17 protein-coding genes and 1 tRNA gene are annotated in these 20,828 nt (G+C 57.3%); 9 read left to right on the plus strand and 9 right to left on the minus strand.

What is annotated here, in order from left to right; genetic code table 11:
- The first annotated feature begins 387 nt into the window (after positions 1-387).
- Positions 388-771 carry a DUF4398 domain-containing protein gene (locus ABD735_RS02205; protein ID WP_344802841.1) on the plus strand — a complete coding sequence of 128 codons (384 nt, stop codon included), beginning with the start codon at positions 388-390 and terminating at the stop codon, positions 769-771.
- Positions 768-1,682 carry an OmpA family protein gene (locus ABD735_RS02210; RefSeq protein WP_344802843.1) on the plus strand — a complete coding sequence of 305 codons (915 nt, stop codon included), beginning with the start codon at positions 768-770 and terminating at the stop codon, positions 1,680-1,682. Before ABD735_RS02205 ends, ABD735_RS02210 begins: the two co-directional genes overlap by 4 nt.
- A 97-nt stretch (positions 1,683-1,779) precedes the next feature.
- Here ABD735_RS02210 and ABD735_RS02215 read toward each other — a convergent pair whose 3' ends face one another.
- Together ABD735_RS02215 and ABD735_RS02220 are read right to left on the minus strand one after the other, a co-directional pair.
- The gene (locus ABD735_RS02215; RefSeq protein WP_344802845.1) at positions 1,780-2,400 is read right to left on the minus strand and encodes a chalcone isomerase family protein; all 621 of its coding nucleotides are present in this window, start codon (positions 2,398-2,400) and stop codon (positions 1,780-1,782) included.
- A gap of 162 nt (positions 2,401-2,562) precedes the next feature.
- A complete protein-coding gene (locus ABD735_RS02220; protein WP_344802847.1) occupies positions 2,563-3,108 on the minus strand; it encodes a hypothetical protein in 546 nt (181 codons plus the stop codon).
- Between the two features lie 109 nt (positions 3,109-3,217).
- On the opposite strand from ABD735_RS02220, the gene ABD735_RS02225 reads away from it, so the two are divergent.
- Positions 3,218-4,015: an alpha/beta hydrolase gene (locus tag ABD735_RS02225; RefSeq protein ID WP_344802849.1), complete on the plus strand. Its 798-nt coding sequence runs from the start codon at positions 3,218-3,220 to the stop codon at positions 4,013-4,015.
- Between the two features lie 64 nt (positions 4,016-4,079).
- On the opposite strand, the gene ABD735_RS02230 is transcribed toward ABD735_RS02225, so the two are convergent.
- A tRNA-Met gene (locus ABD735_RS02230) sits at positions 4,080-4,156 on the minus strand.
- 204 nt (positions 4,157-4,360) lie between these two features.
- On the opposite strand from ABD735_RS02230, the gene ABD735_RS02235 reads away from it, so the two are divergent.
- Entirely contained in the window at positions 4,361-5,392 is a 1,032-nt protein-coding gene (locus ABD735_RS02235; protein ID WP_344802851.1) for a GGDEF domain-containing protein, read from the plus strand.
- A gap of 23 nt (positions 5,393-5,415) precedes the next feature.
- Here the strand turns inward: ABD735_RS02235 and ABD735_RS02240 are convergent, their stop codons facing one another.
- The 5 genes from ABD735_RS02240 to ABD735_RS02260 all read right to left on the minus strand — a co-directional run bounded on the left by ABD735_RS02240 (position 5,416) and on the right by ABD735_RS02260 (position 12,511).
- On the minus strand, positions 5,416-6,639 hold the full coding sequence (locus ABD735_RS02240) for an AI-2E family transporter (protein WP_344802853.1): 1,224 nt from the start codon (positions 6,637-6,639) through the stop codon (positions 5,416-5,418).
- Positions 6,640-6,655: 16 nt separating this feature from the next.
- A complete protein-coding gene (locus tag ABD735_RS02245; RefSeq protein ID WP_344802855.1) occupies positions 6,656-7,696 on the minus strand; it encodes an AraC family transcriptional regulator in 1,041 nt (346 codons plus the stop codon).
- Between the two features lie 89 nt (positions 7,697-7,785).
- On the minus strand, positions 7,786-10,932 hold the full coding sequence (locus tag ABD735_RS02250) for an efflux RND transporter permease subunit (RefSeq protein ID WP_344802857.1): 3,147 nt from the start codon (positions 10,930-10,932) through the stop codon (positions 7,786-7,788).
- Positions 10,929-12,053, minus strand: coding sequence for an efflux RND transporter periplasmic adaptor subunit (locus ABD735_RS02255; RefSeq protein ID WP_344802859.1), 1,125 nt, complete (start codon positions 12,051-12,053; stop codon positions 10,929-10,931). Before ABD735_RS02255 ends, ABD735_RS02250 begins: the two co-directional genes overlap by 4 nt.
- The gene (locus ABD735_RS02260; protein ID WP_344802861.1) at positions 12,050-12,511 is read right to left on the minus strand and encodes a GbsR/MarR family transcriptional regulator; all 462 of its coding nucleotides are present in this window, start codon (positions 12,509-12,511) and stop codon (positions 12,050-12,052) included. The genes ABD735_RS02255 and ABD735_RS02260 overlap by 4 nt, the downstream gene beginning before the upstream one ends.
- Positions 12,512-12,685: 174 nt before the next feature.
- Here ABD735_RS02260 and ABD735_RS02265 point away from each other — a divergent pair, with 174 nt between their 5' ends.
- Entirely contained in the window at positions 12,686-13,921 is a 1,236-nt protein-coding gene (locus ABD735_RS02265; protein ID WP_344802863.1) for a CaiB/BaiF CoA transferase family protein, read from the plus strand.
- Positions 13,922-13,923: 2 nt separating this feature from the next.
- Here ABD735_RS02265 and ABD735_RS02270 read toward each other — a convergent pair whose 3' ends face one another.
- Complete coding sequence (locus ABD735_RS02270; RefSeq protein WP_344802865.1) at positions 13,924-15,066, minus strand: AraC family transcriptional regulator; 1,143 nt, start codon at positions 15,064-15,066, stop codon at positions 13,924-13,926.
- Positions 15,067-15,199: 133 nt separating this feature from the next.
- Between ABD735_RS02270 and ABD735_RS02275 the strand changes: the two genes are divergently transcribed.
- From ABD735_RS02275 to ABD735_RS02290, 4 genes are all read left to right on the plus strand, one after another.
- Positions 15,200-16,849, plus strand: coding sequence for an FAD-binding oxidoreductase (locus ABD735_RS02275; RefSeq protein WP_344802867.1), 1,650 nt, complete (start codon positions 15,200-15,202; stop codon positions 16,847-16,849).
- 1 nt (position 16,850) lies between these two features.
- Positions 16,851-18,545: a glycerol-3-phosphate dehydrogenase/oxidase gene (locus ABD735_RS02280; RefSeq protein WP_344802869.1), complete on the plus strand. Its 1,695-nt coding sequence runs from the start codon at positions 16,851-16,853 to the stop codon at positions 18,543-18,545.
- Entirely contained in the window at positions 18,542-20,095 is a 1,554-nt protein-coding gene (locus ABD735_RS02285) for an FGGY-family carbohydrate kinase (RefSeq protein WP_344802871.1), read from the plus strand. The genes ABD735_RS02280 and ABD735_RS02285 overlap by 4 nt, the downstream gene beginning before the upstream one ends.
- A gap of 66 nt (positions 20,096-20,161) precedes the next feature.
- Positions 20,162-20,584 carry an OsmC family protein gene (locus tag ABD735_RS02290; protein WP_425548571.1) on the plus strand — a complete coding sequence of 141 codons (423 nt, stop codon included), beginning with the start codon at positions 20,162-20,164 and terminating at the stop codon, positions 20,582-20,584.
- Positions 20,585-20,828 lie beyond the last annotated feature (244 nt).

Here is a 20,828-nt window from a genome sequence, read left to right on the forward strand (position 1 = left end):
GCCTGCCTGAAGCAGCTCATCGTCATGCAGCTGGAAGCGCTGCTGGCCGGGCAAACAGAGCAAGAATAGATCTTTCCGCTCAAAGGTTTACGTACAGTATTGAGGAAGACTGACGGAAAAGAGCGACATGTATCGCCTTTAGGCCTTTTGGCTGTAAGGTTTACAAGAATTACGTTAGTAAGAGCATTAAGAAGATCTTTTTAACGCCTGAAATGCTTGGTAATTCTGCAGTTGGTCTATAGTTTGTATGTCATGAAGCAGTAGAACGTTTGTCAAACAGGGACGTTCATAAGTTACTCCATTCATCATCCTTGGGGCGGCGTGAAGTGTTAACAGCCAAAATTTCTCCATAGATGATGCCGATTCAGTTCTGTCATAGAGGTTTGTATGAAGCGAACAATAATATCCCGCTGGCTAACGGTCGGCCTCTGCGTAGGCGTGCTTGGTGCATGTGCCTCGGCGCCCAAGCCTGATCGCCAGCTCGTGCTGGCTGAGTCCCGTATCAGCGAAGCGAAGAACAACGAGGCCTATCAGTACGCGCCTGTAGAAATCAAGAATGCCGAACAGCACCTCACTGCGGCTCGTCAGGCATTAGCCAAAGAAGATAACCTCGAAGCCAGACGCCTGCTTGAAAAAGCAGAGATGGAAGCCGATTACGCTGTTGCCAAATCAGAGCTCGCTCGCGAAGACAAGACCGTTCAGGAAGTACGCGCAGCCATCAAGGATCTCAAGCGCGAAATCAATGCCAATAGCGGAGGAGCCAGCGAATGAGCATTCAGATGAGGAAGATACGAGTCCTGCCGATTGCAGCGGGTTTCATGCTACTCCAGGCCTGCGCAGGGCAGCAGACGAAACCCGATGAGTTGCAGAATCTTGAAAGCCAGTTGAAGTCGTTCCAGAGCAATCCCACTACGGTGAGAACTGCGGCGGTGCAGCTGGATGAATTGGAAAACCTCACGCAGCGCGCACAATCAAGCTGGTCCGATGGCGATGATCGCGAATACGAACATGTGCTTTTCCTGGCGCAGAAGCAGGCAGAAGTCACTCGCGCCCGCACTGAAATTGGTGAGAAGCGACAGGAAGTCAATTCTCTCGCAGAACAGCGCAATCAGCTGAGACTGGATGCCCAGGAGGCTCGTCTTGCTGCAGCCCGGGAAGATCTGAAGTCTACTCAAGGACGAGCGCAGGAAGCAGAAGAGGCACGCAGAAAGGCACAGCAGGAAGCTCAGTTGGCGCGTGAAGAGGTTGAACAGGCCCGTCTTGAAGCTCAACTGGCTGCCGATCAGGCCATGGCGCTGTCGGCAGAGCTCGAGAACGTCAAGGCCGAGCAGACCGATCGAGGCACGCTACTGACGCTGCAGGATATTCTGTTCGAATTCGGAAAGTCCGAATTGAAGGATGGAGCCGAGCGCACCATGAAAAAGCTTGCCGAATTCATCAACAAGAATCCGAAGGTGAGTCTTGTCATCGAGGGCTTTACGGACTCAATCGGCTCTGAAGAGTTCAACCAGAAGCTTTCGGAAGAGCGTGCCAATGCCGTGAGAGACGCAATGCTTGAAAATGGGGTTGAGGCGAGTCGAATGACTACTAAAGGTATGGGCGAGCAGTTCCCTGTCGCCACTAATGATACTGACGCTGGTCGCTCGAAGAACCGCCGTGTAGAGATTCTATTGGAGCAGTAGTTTAACGGAGCAGGCCGTCACCCGAGGACCGGATCGCCAACAGGTCCGGCGCCTCGTGTGTGAATAGTTTGCCCCTTCATTTCCAGGCGATGGAGAGCTAGCTTTTCATCCCAAGAATGCCTTCCTTGAACGTCTCACTGACTGGATACTCGCCAATCCAGATCGAGAGGATTGCGTCGAATAATTCTTTTCCAGGAATGACGCCTTTCTCCTGACCAGCCAGAACCACGCGTGTGCCGACTTCAGGTATGTACTCGACGATGGCCGTGTCGCCAGTTTCCAGTTTCTGATCAAACATGGTCAGCAGCTGACTGATCTGTGGCTCGAGCGACTGAATTTTCTCTGGACTGACGTTGAGCTGCATGCCTTCATAAAAAGCGTTGGCAATGCGACGCCCACGAACATCTCTGAGCAGGTCGAACTGCATGACACGATGCTCGTCGGCACTCATGAGCGCCCGGGGGTCTCGTGACTTTCGCTCCACATACAGCGAACCAACATAGACGTCGACCATGAAGAGGAATTTGCGAGTGGCGAAACCATTGAGAACGAGGCCGCTCTGATCCCCAACTATTTCAGCTGCTGGTTTAGGCTCAGTATTGGCGTAGGCAGATTGAAAAAGAATGATCGAGGTCGTGGCAGCCATAAACAGAGACAGGCTGGCCACGCGAATTACTGCGAGGGGACTCACGGTCGAAGTTAGATGCTGATTGATCATGACGGCATGTCCTAGTTGAGCGGAGCTGCATGGTCTGTCATGCCATCGCAAAAAACTTTGAACTGTCAAACAATCTGAAACAAATAGTTACATTCTGTAATATCATTTGGGTATGAGGAGGGCGGGTTTTTAGTCCATCCCCTCTTGCTGAAGTGATCTGATTTACTGGTTGAGTGCCCGGGCTGCCTTTACAACCGTCTGCAAGCGCTCCTCGGTCAGTGGTCCGTGAGACAGTTCAACCATGTTGCCCTGGCTGTCGAGAATGATGACTGCGGCTCGTGAGCTTCCCCGCTCGACGCCGATGGCATCTTCAAGCACGTCGGAGTCCAGAATCCAGGTCTGGTCATGGAACTCCTCGGGAACGACTTCTTTCGCATCACCCACGGCCGCTTCCACGGAGACGAAGAACGGCAGGTCAAGTGTAATGAGCGTTCGCACCCGGAAGGCATCCTCCTCCACCTCACTTCGAAGCGCTTCGACCCAGCGCTGGGTCGAGTCGGCGGCTTCTTCTGATGGTGTCACGATGACTATCGTCCGTTGTCCAATCAGCGAGCTACTCTGAACAGGTTCCTTGTTCAGATTGATTGCGGCAAAGTCAGGCCATGGCGCGCTTGCCGCAGCCGGTTCCAGTGAGAGGGTGGCCAGGAACATCGTAGTACCGACCAGCTGTTTGCCAGCCAGTTTGAAAACGTGTTTAAAATCGAGCATGGGGCTCCTGTTCGTTGGCTGTGGGTTGGCGCGCGGTTTCGTAGCTACCAGGACCGGCGTACTATCAGGACGAAGCGCTGCTTGTCATATCACCACCTGGAGCCCGAATGTGCCTGAGAAGCAATACATTGCGCCCTGGCGGCGTGGCATGACCAGTTTTCTGACTTTTATCGTGCTCGTGTACGCCGGAGTCTGTATCTCTCTCTACGTCTTCCAGCGATCGTTGATCTACTTTCCGCAGCCGGAAGTTTCGGTTCGACCCGCCGGGACCAATCTGATGATCCTGCCAGCCAGGGGAGCGGACATTCACGTGACGGTTCGCCCGCGGGACGGGCGCAAGGCGCTGATCTACTTTGGTGGCAATGCGGAAAATGTGGTCTATAGCCTGCCAGATCTCGCGGCCAGCTTTCCTCGGCATGCCATTCATCTGATGCATTATCGCGGTTATGGCGGGAGTGAAGGTAAGCCTTCGGAGGCGGCACTTTTCGCTGATGCACTCATGCTATTCGACGAAGTCCACGCGAAGTATGAGCATGTCGTCGTCATGGGACGCAGTCTGGGAAGCGGCGTGGCTACCTATCTGGCCAGTCAGCGTCCGGTGTCCCGATTGGTGCTCGTGACGCCGTTCGACAGTATCATGGCCATCGCCCAGCAGCAGTTCCCCTGGTTGCCTGTGCGCTGGCTCCTGCAGGACAAGTACGAATCATCTGCCTACGCGCCGAAAATTGCGGTACCTACCTTGCTCATCACTGCCGAGCACGATGAGATCATTCCCTTATCGAATACCAAGACATTGCTGGAGTTTTTTCGGCCTGGAGTGGCCGAACTCAGTATCGTTGCCGGAACCGGGCATAACACGATATCGGAAAGCCCCGAATATGGGCGCTTGCTGCGAAGCGGACAGTAATTATTTGCCTGGAGCAGAAACAACAAAGGCCGATCTTTCGATCAGCCTAAGTCATTATTAAATATGGTTGCGGGGGCAGGATTTGAACCTACGACCTTCGGGTTATGAGCCCGACGAGCTACCAGACTGCTCCACCCCGCGTCAGAGGAGGGCGTATACTAAAGGCCGATGGGGACAAGGTCAAGCCCCATTGTAAAAAAACCTCAAGATGCCTTGTATGTCATTTGCTTATGTTTACTTGTTCACCATAATTGTAAAGAAATTACCAGATGGCGGTCGGTCGGAATCATCCCGGCACCGAGTAGTTGAACAGACAGAGTAGAGACTGTGAACGGTAGCCAACAGATGAGTCAACTCGAAGCACTGATCGCACACGCGCGGAAGAACGAGGATATCGCTCGCCGCATGTTCAACCTTGAAGTGGCGATACTCAACATTTCGAGTGTTCAGGACTTTCTGGAACTGCTGCACGCTCATCTGCGCGAACATTTCGGCATAGACGAAGTCTGGTATGCCATCATCGATAAGCCCGCTACTCAGTGCATCCGCTCGACGCTCGAAAGAAGTGAAAAGCTCGGTGCCCATTGGCGTAGTGTCGCGGCTGTCGATTTTCACGCCGCTTTGAAGGGCGCCAGAGAGCCGGTGCTGGATCATTGCGATCTCTCTCGCTTCCGGCCACTGACCCCGCATCGCCTGCGGCCTGCGCTGCGCTCGATTGCTTCGCTACCGTTGCTGCTCGATGGCCGTCTCGCCGGTAGCCTCAATCTGGGGGCATATGATGAAGAGCGCTATCAGGCAGGCAAGGAAGCCTTTTTCCTGCACCAGCTCGCTGTGAAAGTATCGCTCTGTCTGAGCTCTGTAGTGGCTCGGGAGAAGATCGAGTTCCTGGCAACACGTGATCCTCTGACGCACTTACGCAATCGGCGCGAAATGGAGGAAACGCTGGAGCATGAAATTTCGCGGGTGCATCGTCACGGCTCACCCCTGGCGCTGGCTTTTCTCGATTGCGATGACTTCAAGAAGATCAATGATGAGTACGGTCACGAAACGGGCGACCAGTACCTGCAGCACCTGGCCAATCTTCTGGTTCTGGCGCTGCGAAAAACCGACCTGGCCTTCCGCTTTGCCGGTGATGAATTCGTCATACTGCTGCCTAACCAGGACGAAGAGGGTGCCGCATTGATCGCTGAGCGGATCTGCGAGTGTTTTCGTGAAAACCCGCTCATCCACGGCACCCATCGAATACCGGTCAAGGCATCGATAGGCACCGCAGCCACCACCAGTATCGTCGAGCCCACCGGACGCAAGTTACTCAAACTCGCGGACGAACGGCTCTATCGTCAGAAGGCGAAGAAATCTACCAGTTCGCCGGCCTGACAACCTCGTCCCAGGGATAAGCCTCACAAGGGCGGCTTTGGGGCGCCCTGTCTATCGGATGATCGATCTGGTTCATGATCAAGCGGTTCCAATTCAGCATCGAGCGGAGCGGCATCGAGATGCGTGCCCTCATGGCCGTGGTCCTCGGCTTTCGCTTCGGCCTCAGTGATCAGCTCCTGCTCATCAAAGGTATCCGCTGCGCTGTCGTTGAACTCAATAGTGAAAATCTGCCAGAAAGCGATAAACAGGGCGGCAATCACAGGCCCGATGACGAAACCATTGATGCCGAAGAGTGCCAGTCCACCAAGCGTCGACAGTAGCACAATGTAATCCGGCAGCTTGGTGTCGCGGCCGACGAGTATGGGACGCAGCACATTATCTGCCATGCCGATCACGAAGAAGCCATACAGCGCCAGTATGATGGCAGGGACGACCTGATCGCTGAGCGCCAGGAAGATGGCGGTAGGCGCCCAGATCAGCGCAGCCCCGACAGCTGGTAGCAATGACAGGAAGGCCATGACCACGCCCCAGAGGAAGGGCCCCTGTATGCCCAGTATCCAGAAGATCAGGCCGCCCAGAGTGCCCTGGACGGCACCGACGACCAGATTGCCCTTGATGGTCGCCCGTGATACTTCCGTAAATTTCCTGAATAGCATTCGCTCGCGGTCATCGCCGAGTGGCAACACCCAGATGAGAATGCGGATGAGTCGCTGGTGATCTATCAGCAGGAAGAACGCCAGATAACCGGTGAGCACCAAATTGAGGCTGAAGGTGAAGGTGTTCTGGCCCACGCTCACAGCCTGCTTGGCGATGAACTGGCTCGCCTTGAGTCCGGCTTCGTTGATCTGTGATTCGATATTGCTGAGGTCGAGATTGAACCAGCCGGCAGCTGTTTCGACAAAGGGGAATTTCTGCGTGACCTGGTCCGTAACGGTCTGCACATCCAGGTTGCCGGACTGAATACGCTCATAGAAGGCATTCGCTTCGACCCCCAGGGCCGTCACGATCAGGGCGAGCGGGATAATGAAAATGAGATTGACCACCAGGAGCGTCGTGAGTGCTGCGAGAATACGCCGCTCACCCATGAACTTGAGTATCTTCCGGTGCATGGGTATGAACAGGATGACCAGCAGTACCGCCCAGAGTATCGCGCTGAAAAAAGGCTTCAGCACCATGCCGAAGGCTATCGTTACCAGGATGAGCAATAGCAGAAAGGCCTTGTCTTCCAACCCCATATTTTTCTTCATCGAGCAGTCCAGATGGTCATTCGGAATCCTTGCGTTTCGCCAGGGCAGCTTCACGATACGCGCCAGGCGTCAGTCCAGTCCATTTCTTGAAGGCGCGGTGAAACGTGCTGGCCTCCGTAAAGCCGACCTGATAGGCAATTTCATTGATCGGAAAGTCAGGCCGCGACAGGTGATAGATGGCCACGTCCCGCCGCAGGTCGTCCTTGATCTCCTGATACGAGGTGTTCTCCTCCCGCAGACGTCTGCGCAGCGTCTGCGGGCTCAGGTGGAGCTGTTCCGCAACGTACTCGAAGTCGGGCAGGGAGGCGCTCAGGTCACGGCCGATCACATTGCGTATCCGCGCGAGGTAGGACTGATTATCGGCAGGTCTTGCCAGCAGGTCCGCGGGGGAGGTGATGAGAAATTCTCGTAGCTCGGCATCGTCGCGGATAACGGGGAAATTAAGAAAACGCTGCTGGAAGACGATGCGGGTCGCCGGGCAGTCGAAGTGTAGCGGGCAGTTGAAAATCTGCTGGTATTCCTTCACATGGGCTGGCGCAGGATAATCGAACTCTACGCGATCAAGCAGCACTTGCTGACCAATGAGCCAGCTGTTGAAACGATGCCAGATCACCAGCAAGGACTCCTGGAAAAAGTGCTGAGGATCCCTGAGTGGCTGGGCTGTTCGCAAGGTCAGTGCTGCCAGGCCTTCATCAGGCTCTGCCAGCTGCGCTTCGAAGTGCATAACGACCGGGTTGTCGAAAAGGCCGTAAAACTGCTCTGAGCGGCGCATAACGCCACCTATCGTACGCGAGCGTATGGCCAGCAAAGACATCATGGCAAAAGTGCCTGGCTTGCTGCGAACGCCAGCCAGGCCCATGAATTCGTCTTCCAGCTCGAGCCAGACCTGGCGCACCAGACGGGCATAGCGTGTGGCGTCAACCCGGGCAAGCGGGTTACGTAGTACTTCCGCCGAAATGCCAGCCGCAGACAGCAGCTGGACCGGGTCCACGCCGGATTGCTCGGCGCCGCTGAGGACGCCCCTGACGAAGACGTTGGGGATACTGAGCGTATCCATTGTATTTTCCGTCATGCTGATCCAGTGCCATAAGAAAGTTAGCCATCATGCCATGTTGAGGGAAGCGCGGCACCCCTCCGGAGACACGATCAGGCCTGGTCCTGTTGCAGCGCCAGTCTCGAGCGCTCACGCTGTTCACGTCGACGAGCGCGCGCAGCAGACACATTCTCACCGAGCATGAGCAGACAGGGCGTCAGCAGCAGTGTCAGCATGGTCGCGAGTGTCAGCCCGCCCGCGATCGCACTGGACAGTTGCACCCACCACTGCGTCGACGGAGCGCCGAAACTGATGTTCTGGCCGATGAGATCGATGTTCATCGCGAACACCATCGGCAGCAGCCCCAGCACCGTCGTCACAGAGGTCAGCAATACTGGGCGCATACGCTCAGCTACCGTCTGCATGATGGCTTCTCTCGCAGCCATGCCAGCCTTGCGGAGGTCGTTGAAGGTATCGATGAGCACGATGTTGTTGTTCACCACGATACCAGCCAGCGCGATCACGCCGATCCCACCCATGACGATACCGAAAGGCTGACCCATGACCATGAGTCCCAGCAGCACGCCAGCCGTCGAGAAAACAATAGCGCTGAGCACGAGTGCCGTTTGATAGAAGCTGTTGAACTGTGTCACCAGTATGGTGATCATCAGGAACATGGCCGTCAGGAAGGCAGTACCGAGGAAGGCGGATGTTTCCCGTTGATCCTCATCCTGCCCCTTGAAGGTCACCTGGACAGCAGGGTCGAGTCCGACGTCGGCCAGCGCCGCCCTGATTCTCTGTACCTGCTGGTCAGGCAACAGATCGGGGGCGACATCCGCTTCGATGGTCATGACCCGTCTGCCGTCTGTTCGACTGAGTGCGCCAGTCTTCTGTGCTGGTTGCAGCGTCAGGAAATTGCTGACAGGTATCTGGCCGTCAGCGGTCGGCACCCGCAGCTGCTTGATGCGTTCCAGATTGCGCTCGTCGAGCGGGAAGCGCAGACGAATATCGACAGCATCATCGGTATCGTCCGGTCGGTACTCGGCCAGCTGTATGCCCGTCGTCAGCATCTTCACGGCGTCACCGAGTAGCGCAACATCGGCGCCATAGAGCGCCGCCTTGGCACGATCGACATGGAGTTGCCATTCGATGCTTGGCAGGGCACGGTTATCGGCGATGTCTTCAAAGCCACCGAGTTCATCAAGCAGCCCTCGCAGCTTCACGACAGAGGCTTCGAGCAGGGCGGGATCGCGTGCGCTGACTTCCATCTGCACAGGCTTACCCCCAGAAGGCCCCGATTCCTGCTCCCTGACCTGAATCACGATACCGGGAATGTCCGCCACCAGCTCGCGCAGACGAGGGATGATGACTTCGGCAGGATCTCTCACCGACCAGTCGATGAACTCGATCTGAATCACGCCAACGGTGTCTGCTGTGCGATTCTGGCCGCCTTGGGCGCCGCCGCCAATAGTTCGTGCATAGACAGTCTTCAGCTCAGGCACTTCGAGCAGGCGTGATTCCACCTGACGCACCAGCGCGTCGCGCTCGAGCACCGAGAGATCTCCGCGCGCCTGCACCTGCACCTGGGCGAAGTCTGGTTCGGTGCTGGGAAAGAACTCGACACCGCGACCAAAGCTGCCGTACGCGACATAGGTGCCCACGGTAATCAGGATTGCTGTCACGAGCGTCTTGGCCGGGTGTCGCAGCAGCGTGGCCACGACGTTCAGGTATCTGCGGGTAAACCCTCGCGCGTCTTCGACCGGATCGCCGCTTTTCAGGTCCCTGCTATCCATGGGCCTGGCAATCATGCCGCCAAGCACTGGAATGAATATCAGTGCCATGGCGATAGAGGCAGCCAGCGTGATGAGCACCGTAATCGGCAGGAACTTCATGAATTCGCCGACGATACCAGGCCAGAATACCAGCGGGATGAATACAGCGAGCGTTGTGGCTGTAGAGGAAATGATCGGCCAGGCCATGCGTTTGGCGGCGAAGGCATAGGCCTCCTTACGGTCAGCCCCTTCTGCCATGCGTCGGTCGGCCAGCTCTGTGGTCACGATGGCGCCGTCAACCAGCATGCCCACGACGAGAATGAGACTGAACAGCACCACGATGTTGAGAGTGATGCCCATCGCATCCAGCACCAGCATGCCCGCGAGAAATGAGCCTGGAATGGCCAGCCCAACCAGTATGGCGGGCCGACCACCCAGTGCCGCGACAATTACGATCATGACCAGTACGACGGCGGTAATGACATTATTCTCAAGGTCGCCGAGCATGGTCTTGATCTGTTCGGACTTATCCTGCAGGAAGCTGACGCTGAGCCCTTCGGGCCAGGCTAACTGCTCGGACGCTATAAGCGCGCGGATTTCAGCAATTGTCTCGATGATGTTTGCACCGCTGCGCTTGGAGATTTCCAGCACCAGCGCGGGTTCGCCACCTACGCGGGCGAAGCTGTCGGGATCCTTGAAGGTGCGACGAATATCAGCGACGTCGCGAAAGGTGACGACTGTATTGCCTGATACCTTGATTGGCAGGCTCAACACGTCTTCGAGGTCCTCGATGAGACCGGGCACTTTCAGCACCATGCGGCCTGCACCGGTATCGAGTGCGCCAGCCGCCACGAGCCGGTTGTTACGCTGCACCAGAGTAAAGACATCGTTATAGGAGATGTTGTAGGTTTCCATGACCGAAGGATTGGCGATGATTTCCAGTACTTCTTCACGGTCGCCACCGATATCGACTTCCAGGACGCCGGCCAGTGATTCGACCTTGTCTTTCAGATCGCGCGCCAGGGTGACCAGGGTCCGTTCCGGCACCTGGCCTGAGAGCACAACCGTGAGCACCGGAAACAGAGCAGTGTTGATTTCAGTGACTCGGGGCTCATCACTATCACTTGGAAGTTCGACCTTGGCCAGGTCAACCTTTTCACGCACGTCCTGCAAGGCCTTGTCAGCATCGAAACCCGCGTCAAATTCGAGCGTCACCGAGGCATAGCCCTCGGCCGCGGTGGCACGCATTTCCTTCAGACCCTCGAGCGTCTGCAATTCCTTCTCGAGAGGTTTGGCCAGCAAGCGTTCGGCATCACCGGGCGAAATACCTTCATGGGTGACAGACACATAAATGGTCGGAATCGGTATGTCCGGCTCCGACTCCTTGGGAATGCCAAAGTAGGCTACTGCGCCCGCACCGAGGATGATGACGAAGAGCATGATGACGGTTCGACCGCGACTGAACGCGGCATCGATCAGGGCATTCATTGTGCGGCGATCGCAGGCAGTGGCGCTTCTGCCGGCTTGTCATCTGGTGCTCTGGTGCCGATGCGCACAGTTTCGCCTTCACGGACGAAGCCCTGGCCCACTGCAATGACCTCAGCCCTTGCTGGCAGACCGCTGACCCAGATGCCCCCAGTTTCAGTCAGCTCGACCGTGACTGGATGAAACTCGACCACGTTTTTCGCGTCCACGGTCTTGATGCCGATTCGACCACTGTCGTCCAGCGTCAACAGGGCAGGCGATACGAAGTGTGCCGTCACGGTGCCAGTGGGAATGCGGGCCTCGGCACTGGTGCCTGATCGCAGCGTCAGCTCTGGATTCGGAATCTCTATCTCGACGCGGAAGGTTCGCGTTGCCTCGGCCGCCTGAGTGGCTATGAATCGCACCTTGCCTTCAGCTGTCCTGTCGTTTGGGAAATCGACCTTTGCCACACTCCCGACTTCAATATCATCCACATCGCTCTGTGATATCTGCGCGGTGACCAGAAGTGGGTCGTTGTCGACCAAGGTGGCAATTTCTCCATTGACCGTGACGAAATCGCCGACTTCGACAGCACGATGATCAATAACGCCATCAAAGGGGGCTAGAATGTCCGTATTGCGAAGATTGCGTCTGAGTATGGCCAACTCGGCCTCGGCGACCTGATAGGCTGAATAGGCTTCATCGATGAGATTGCGCGACTGATAACCCTTGTCGCTCAGCTGCTTGAGCCGTTCCCAGGCAGCCTTGCGCTCGTTGAAGACGGCCTGACCCTTGTCCAGCGCCGCAGCCCACTCACTGTTGTCCATCCGGGCGATAATAGTGCCAGCCTTCACACGTGTGCCGGCGGCTACCGGCACCTCTGTAATACGGCCTTCGAGATCGCTGCGGATAGTCACGTTGCGATCCGGTTCGACCTGACCGAGCGACAGGATCGTCCGCTCGATCTCTTCCGCATTCAGTGTTCGTGTTTCCACCAGCATCTGCGACTGACGGGTCTCGTCAGTCCTACTGCGCTCGCTTGCTGCAACTGGCTCGGAACCCTGCGAAGGCGAGAGCACTCCGATGCCCATCCAGACCACCAGGGCCACCGTGGCCAGCAGGGCAATGACATGCGACTGTTTCATGACTGTGTACTCTCTTTGCCAACGATGGCTTCCGTATTGACGATCAACATTTCGTAGAACTCCCGTAGTTCCTTCAGCCGCATGTGGGCAGCGTCGAGCGAATCGGGAATATCCTTTTCAGCCGTCAGCACCACTTCACGCGCCTTGCGCAAGCGCAGGATCGAACCCCGTAACAGCTCGTCATACGGTTTGTTTCTGATCTGGAAATAATCCTGCCGATCTCCAGGCATGGACACCCGTTCTATTACGCCGATGGTCTCCAGCAGGCGGGTATTGGTGCTGATGCTGCCGCGACTCACCTGCAGCCGCTGCGCCAGTTCAGAGAAGCTGAACGGGCCACCGTGGATGATGAGAAAGCCGAGAATTCGACCAGCAATTCGGGACAGGCCATCGGCCTGCGTTACCATGCCGAGGCGCTCGATGAATTCGGAGATGGCGGTGTCCTGGGACTGGGTCACTCAATGTATTCGCTTTGTTTAGTGTTGACTGAACAGTATGAACGTACGCTGTACGAAGTGCAATTACCATTTTCATCACAGCGACTGGTCAAATCGATCATTGGCGATGGGGGCGGCCAGGCGGTAGCATCCAGCCTTTCAAAAACATGAATGAATAAAACGAAGGCAACTCAGATGGCTCAGGGAAAGACTGGATTCCGACTGCTCGAAGGATTGAAGATTCTCGATTTCAGCACACTGCTGCCTGGGCCCTGCGCCACGATGATGCTGGCTGACCTCGGCGCCGATGTGCTGCGGATCGAGTCACCCACCCGTCCGGACTTTCTCAGGCTGCTTCCGCCCAGGCAGGGCGATGGCTCGGCCGCGCACGCCTATCTCAATCGTGGCAAGCGCTCCCTGGCGCTGGATCTGAAGAAGCCGGGCGCTGTGTCGGTGGTGAAAAAGTTGCTCGAAGCGTACGACATCATCGTGGAGCAGTTCAGGCCAGGGGTCATGGACCGTTTCGGACTCGGCTATCAGGCCTTGAGTGAACAGTGGCCCGAGCTCATCTATTGCTCGATCACGGGTTACGGTCAGTATGGTCAATTCAGCCAGCGTGCCGGGCATGATATCAATTATCTTGGACTCGCCGGCATCAGTTCTTATAGTGGCCATGCTAGCGAAGGTCCTGCGGTAAGCGGTATCCAGATCGCCGATGTCGCCGGCGGCTCGCACCAGGCAGTCATGAATCTTCTCGCTGCAGTCATTCATCGCCAGCGGACAGGGGCAGGTGTGCATCTGGATGTCTCGATGACCGATGCGGCGCTCACGCTGAATCACATGAGCATGGCGGCAGTGCTGGCCGGTGGTGCGGTGCCCGACCTGGAGAGCGATGCGCTCAATGGTGCCGGTGCCTACAATTACTTTGAAACTGCAGACGGCCGCTACATGTCAGCCGGCGCACTCGAGCCACAGTTTGCGCAGGCACTGTGCGCAGCGCTCGATATTCGCCAGCTGGTGCCGACCATGGTGAGTCAGCGTCCTGAAGACCGGACAAAGAGTCGCTCCGCATTGCGAGACATTTTTCTGACCCGAACGCAGGCAGACTGGATCAAGGTGTTTGCGGAGGTAGATGCCTGTGTCGAGCCCGTACTGACACTGGACGAAACTGCAAGACATTCTCTGTTCGAAGAGCGCGAGATGTTCGTGGAAGTCGAAGACAGAACCAGTGGCAATCTCTCGCGTCAGCTCGCACCCGCCGTTGTCATGCAACAGGGGGAAGATCGTGGGCGGCCTCAACCGGCTTACACTGGGGCTGCGCTCGGCGAAGATACCCTCGCGGTTCTCAAGGCGCATGGTCTGGCAGAAGAAGAGATCAGGGCGCTCGAGACGGAGGGGGTATTCGGGCCGCGAGGTTTGAAGCAGGACTGAGCTTAGCAATGCCTGTTCTGTTCGCGCCAGGCACCCGGCGTCATGCCTTTGACACGGCGAAAAGCCCGGTGCAGTGACCGTGGTTCCTGATACCCCAGGCGTGCGGCGATTTCAGCTACGCTCATTGGGGATTCTGAGCTGTTTTCTTCAAGCAACCGGCAGGCCTCGGTAATTCGAGCCCGTTCCACACAGTGGCTGAAGCGCGCGCCCTCTGCGCTGAGTCTGCGCTGCAGTGTGCGTGCCGTCACACCCAGTTGAGTGGCTATCAATGTCTGATCCACGGAGCCAAGTGCCAGCGCGTCGGCTATTGCGGCCTCAACCAGTCGAACAAAACCGTCAGCTTGCGGACTGTCGATGGCGCTCCGACCGCGCGATTTACTCACCAGACCTTTGAGTTGCAATTCTGCATGTCGCTCGAGCGTCTGCAGCAGGCCTTCATCGGGTTGCCGCAGAGGGCGCGACAAGTCACTGGTTCGAATGACGATGCAATCGATCTCCGCTCCAAAGCGCAGTGTTTTACCAAACACTTCTTCGTAGCGTAAGCATTCTCCCGCGTCGGGTTTCGGCCTTGTGAGCAGCACCGCCTGAGGCATCAAAGTGGCCGCATTGGCCAGCCAGCGCGCATACTGAGTCCACGAAGCAAAGACATTATCTACCATCAGCTGCCGAAGCACCGGGACGGTGTAGCTACAGCGCCACTCCACGCCAAGTAGCGGGGTCTCGGAAGCCGGCAGCCTATTAGCAAGTGGCTGCAGCGCCATGCCGGTCAGCAGATGTGTCGTGCCCATATCGCCAACCAGCTTTTCGTAGGGTGAGATTCGATGCACGGCCTGGCCTAACGTCTGACAGCTCATGAGGATGTAGCCAAGCGCGGAATAGCTGCCTGGCTGCACGAATGCCCCACTCTTGAGGCCCAGCAAGGGGTCGCCAGATTGCAGCAAAAGGTCCTGCAGAATCAGCGCAAGCTGCACGCCCGTCAGCATACCGCCGGATTTGTCGAGCACCTCATCGAAGGCGAGATCGGCAGCCTGGCAGGCGCGAGCTGTATCCAGTCCCATGGCCCCTGCCGCCAGCAGATATTGCAGGGCGGCTGGGCGCGAAACCAGGCCTGGTGCCTGCGCTGAGGTGATGCGAGCTGTGCTCATCGGAAGGCTCTAATAATGTCTTCAGTGTGGCGATGTCGCAAAATGATACACTGGCCTGTCCGTAAGTGACACTGACTAAAACTTGAAATGCGCTAGGATGCAGCATCTCGACAACAAGACTGGAGCGACTGCAATGCGACGATGGAACGGGTGGGGCGATACCGCGACCTCTATGGATCTGCCTGCACAGGGTCTGAGCTTTCTCGGCGAGCGCATTGGATCTGGCCAGCCACTGGCGGATGCCACGCTGGACACCGTGAAAGCGCACGTGCCGCCATCACGCCTGCAGGGCATCGCCGATGCGACTGGAGTGGAGGTTTCACATGACGCCGAGACACGCATCCGTCACGCCCGAGGGCAGAGTCTCGCTGACTGGCTCGCCATGCGCAGCGGCGACTTCGGTGCCTTTCCCGACGCCGTGGCCTTCCCCCGCTCAAGCCCCGAAGTGCGAAAACTGTTGGTGCACTGCGCTCGTCACGATATCGTGGTGATTCCATACGGTGGCGGCACCAGCGTCGCAGGGCATATCAATCCGGTGGAAGATTCCGCCAGGCCAATATTGACGATCTCGCTCTCGCGCATGAATAGCCTGCTCGATCTCGACGAAGAGAGCCAGGTTGCGACTTTCGGAGCAGGTGTTGCAGGCCCGCATCTCGAAGCTCAGCTTCGTGCAAAAGGCTTCACCTTGGGCCACTTTCCGCAGTCTTTCGAACTCTCTACGCTTGGTGGCTGGGTCGTCACCCGATCCAGCGGCCAGCAATCTCTGCGTTATGGTCGGATTGAGCAGCTATTCGCTGGTGGCCGATTGGAACTGCTGCGTGGCGACGGCAAAGCGCTGGACATACCGGCCTTTCCGGCCTCGGCAGCCGGACCCGATCTGCGCGAGTGGTGTCTGGGCAGTGAAGGTCGCATGGGGATCCTGACGGAGGTCAAGGTCAGGGTGACCCGCCTGGCAGAGAAAGAGACTTTTCTCGCCTTTTTCCTGCCGAACTGGAACAAGGCCCGTGATGCTGCTCGGGCCCTGGTGCAAAGCCGAACCCAGCTCTCCATGCTGCGCGTCTCGAATGCCGTTGAAACGCAAACCCAGCTCGCACTCGCCGGGCATCCGGGGCAGATCGCCTGGCTGGAGCGCTATCTGGGCTGGCGTGGAGCCAGCGAAGGCAAGTGCATGATGACCCTCGGTGTCACCGGGAGCCGGGCACAAGTGAGCGCTGTCAAGCAACAGCTCAAGCATGTGCTTAGCGATTTTAACGCCGTGTCGACCGGTGAACTGCTGGGTCGCAAGTGGGCTGAGAAGCGCTTCATGATGCCCTATCTGCGCGAGGCCTTGTGGAAGCAGGGGTACGTGGTGGACACACTCGAGACTGCGACCAACTGGCGCAATGTCGACCGGCTGCTCAACGCCATCGAGGACAACCTTCGAACGGCAGGTCCGAAAGCGCACGTGTTCACCCATCTTTCTCACGTGTACAGCCAGGGCTGCTCGATCTATACGACCTACGTGTTTCCGTGTGCGGGCAGCTACGAAGACACCCTGAAGACCTGGGCGAAACTGAAGCACAGCACATCGGCCATTATCGTCGAGTATGGTGGCACCATCAGCCACCAGCATGGTGTCGGCAAGGATCATGCGCCGTATCTGCCGGCAGAGAAGGGTGAGGTGGCCATGGACGCCATTGAGGCGGTCATGAAGCACTTCGATCCTGCTGGCCTGCTCAATCCCGGCACCCTGCTGGCCGACGCGCCTGGTGTGCGTCTCCCTGAACAGCTGGCAGGAGACTGACATGAAACACTGGTCGACAGAGACGCGCCGCAAGACCCTGGCCGCCTGGCGTGCCAGCCCTCCGCTTGTCGACGTTCTTGTCGTTGGTGGTGGCATCACAGGCGCAGGTGTACTGCGGGAAGCTGCACGCGCGGGCTGCTCAGCGATTCTTTGTGAGCAGCACGATTTTGCCTGGGGCACCTCGAGCAAATCTTCAAAAATGGTTCATGGCGGTTTGCGTTATCTCGGCAGCGGTCAGCTGCGCTTGGCTCGCGAATCTGTCTCCGAACGCGAACGCATGCTGGTGGAAGCTGCCGGACTGGTCGAGCCTCTGCAGTTTCTCATGGCGCACTACAAGGGCGAGTTCCCACCCGCCTGGCTGTTCGACAAATTGCTGCATGTCTACGACCGCTTTGCCCGTTCCGCGGCACGGCAGCAGGGTGCAGAGCGACAGCATGTGAAGGCGATGCGCCACCGACAATGGTCGGCGGCCGAGCAGGGTATGTTGGCCACGAATCTGAAACAGCAAGGCCTGTCGGCACTGACCCAGTTCACTGATGCGGTCACTGACGACGCCCGGCTCGTCATGCGTGTGCTCTTCGAAGCCCAGCAGTCCGGCGTCGAGGCCTTCAACTATCTCAAGGTACAGGCAGTCGCCAGAGCAGATAGCCATAATGGTGGGAAAGGGCGCATTGAAGGTGCCTGGGTAGTCGATACCAGCCCGGATGCGGAGAGCGACAAGCCGTTCCTGATCCGGGCGAAAACGGTCATCAGTGCCACCGGCGCCTGGGCCGATACTCTGCGAATGCACGAAGGGCATGAGGCCTCCATCCGGCCGCTGCGCGGCAGTCACCTTGTAGTGCCTGCCTGGCGCTTCCCGGTCGCGTTTTCAGTGAGCTATTTTCATCCGGTCGACAAGCGTCCTGTTTTTGTATTTCCGTGGGAAGGCGCTACTGTGATTGGAACGACAGATCTCGATCACAGCGCCAGCCTGCAGAGGACAGATGCCACCGATATCGCTATCAGCGAAGCCGAAACCGCTTATATGCTTTCAGGCGTCGATGCGCTGTTCCCCGGCGTCAAGCTGGCGCGTAGCGACATCATCTCAAGTTGGTCTGGCGTGAGACCGGTCATCGCCAGCGGTGAGGCCATCGACCCTTCGAAGGAAAATCGCGAACATGCCATCTGGGATGACAATGGATTGATTACCATAGCGGGCGGCAAACTGACGACTTTCCGACTGATTGCCCTGGATGCGCTCGCGCATGCTGCCAAATACACTGATATTCAGGCAGGTAAAACTGATCAAGCCATCTTCGACTCGCCGGATGCCACGATATTAGATGCCGGCGCGAGCCGCCTTTATGGGCGTTATGGTACAGCCGCGTTGCTGATGAAAGGGTCTTCAGATAGCGTCGGCAATACTGCTTTCCAATGGTGCGAACTAGAATGGGCCCTCAAGCATGAGGCGGTGTTTCACCTCGACGATCTGCTGTTGCGTCGCACCCGCCTGGGCAATCTGCTCGACAATGGCGGCACCGAAGTGTTCGACCGTCTCGAGCCACTCTGCAAGCAGCACCTGAATTGGGGTGACGCTCGGTGGCGCCTCGAACTCGAGCGCTATCATCATATCTATAGCTGTTACTTCAGCATCGCTACCCAGGCTGCCTCTGCCAGTTCGCCTGCCAGCGGTACAGTGTCAGGAGCCGCCGCGTGACCTACGTGATGGCCATCGATAATGGTACCCAAAGCGTTCGTGCCATCGTGTTCGACGAGACCGGAAAGGTCGTGGCATCCGGCAAACAGGAGATCGATCCGTATTTTTCTGTCCAGCCAGGCTGGGCCGAGCAGCATGTCGATGTCTATTGGCAAGCCTTGCGGTCTGCCTGTCAGCAGGTCTGGCAGAGCGGCCTGGTAAAGCCGGCGCAGATCGAAGGCCTCAGCGTGACTACGCAGCGCGGTACAGTCGTCTGCATGGATGCGCAGGGCGGTGCGCTACGCCCTGCCATCATCTGGCTCGACCAGCGCGAATGCTCGTCCACCCGAACGTTGCCGCTGCAGTGGCGTCTGCTGTTCAGGCTGGCGGGTGTCAGCCACACCATTGAACGTTTCTGCAAACGAGCCCAGGCCAACTGGATCGCAGAACATGAACCAGACATCTGGGCGCGCACTGAGCGCTTCGGTCTGTTATCAGCCTGGCTCAACTGTCAGCTCACTGGCGAATTCCGTGACTCGATCGCCTCCCAGGTGGGCTACATACCCTTTGATTTCAAGCGTCGCCGCTGGGCGGGCCAGCGAGACTGGCGCTGGCATGCGGTACCAGTGCGGCCGGAGCAATTGCCGACGCTTGTCGAACCAGGTGAGCTGCTTGGGCATCTTCAGACGGCACAGGCCAAGGAAATGGGTCTGCCTGCCGGTCTGCCGGTATTCGCGGCGGCCAGCGACAAGGCCTGCGAAATTCTCGGCTCTGGTGGCTACACACCCGAAATAGGCTGCCTGAGTTACGGCACCACAGCCACCATTAACACCTGCCGCGACAGCTATCTGGAGGTGGAACGGCATATGCCTCCGTATCCTGCTGCCGTACCAGGCAGGTTTGCTACCGAGGTGAACATCTACCGCGGCTTCTGGATGGTGAGCTGGTTCAAGAAGGAGTTTGGTTCGCGAGAAGTGGCCCTGGCCGACGAGCTCGATGTGGCCCCCGAGTCTGTATTGGACAAGCTGATCAGCGAAATACCAGCTGGTTCGATGGGCCTGATCCTGCAGCCTTACTGGTCGCCAGGCGCTCGCGATCCTGGCCCTGAGGCCAAAGGCGCCATTATCGGCTTCGGGGATGTTCACACCCGCGCGCATATCTATCGGGCCATCCTCGAAGGCCTGGCCTATGGCCTGCGGGAGGGCCGAGAAAAAATCGAGAAGCGTTCGGGTACGAAGCTGCAGTATTTACGTGTGTCTGGCGGCGGATCGAAGAGTGATATAGCACTCCAACTCACTGCCGATATTTTCGACCTGCCAGTAGAGCGCCCCCACACCGCCGAGACCTCCGCCCTGGGGGCAGCCATCAATACCATGGTCGGGCTCGGTATCTACCCCGATCATCGAAGTGCCATGGACAGCATGACCCGAGTCGGCAAACGCTTCGAGCCGCAACGCGAAGCCGTAGCCATTTACGAGCGTCTGTATACCGAGGTCTACAAGCGCATGTATCAGCAGCTTCAGCCGCTTTACAAATCCATCCGCGACATCACCGGATATCCCTCGCTGTGAACACCTATCGGCTAGCCTGCGTACGCTAGTAGACGTTCAATCATGAAGAGGGAAGCGATTATGACTATCAAGAAAACAGCAAGCGCGCACTGGACAGGTCCAATCAAGGAAGGCAAGGGATCTATCAGCACTGAGAGTAAGGCGTTGAGTGAACAGCCCTTCGGCTTTAATACCCGCTTCGAAGGCAAACCCGGCACCAATCCTGAAGAGCTCATCGGCGCTGCCCATGCTGGTTGTTTTTCCATGGCCCTGTCACTCGAACTCGGCAAGCAGGATTTTACAGCAGACAGCATCGATACCAAGGCAACGGTCAGCCTCATCGAAGACAATGGTGGCTTTACTATTTCTGCTGTTCATCTTGATGTCGAAGCCAGCATTCCTGGCATCGACAATGGACAGTTTCAGGAAATAGCCGAAGCGACCAAGAAGAATTGCCCGGTCTCGAAGGTGCTCAACGCCGATATCACGATGAACGCCCACCTCAAGTAAGGCGGCGCTGAATCGCAGGCAAAAAAAAGGCAGAAGCGACTACTCATCTGCTTCTGCCCGACGGATACTACTTGATTCCGCCGTGGATACTGCTTGATTCCACTTTCGAGATAATACGCGAGGTCACATGTATCTTCCGTTGTGCTGCTGTTGGAGTTAAGTGTCCAGCTGGTAAACATGCGTAACGCGGGAACTGAGTGGCGAGCATTTTCGTCAAACAGGCTTCGCCATCAAAATTCAGGCG

Origin of the sequence: Allohahella marinimesophila (assembly GCF_039538005.1) — a bacterium.
GTDB classification, from domain to species: domain Bacteria; phylum Pseudomonadota; class Gammaproteobacteria; order Pseudomonadales; family Oleiphilaceae; genus Allohahella; species Allohahella marinimesophila.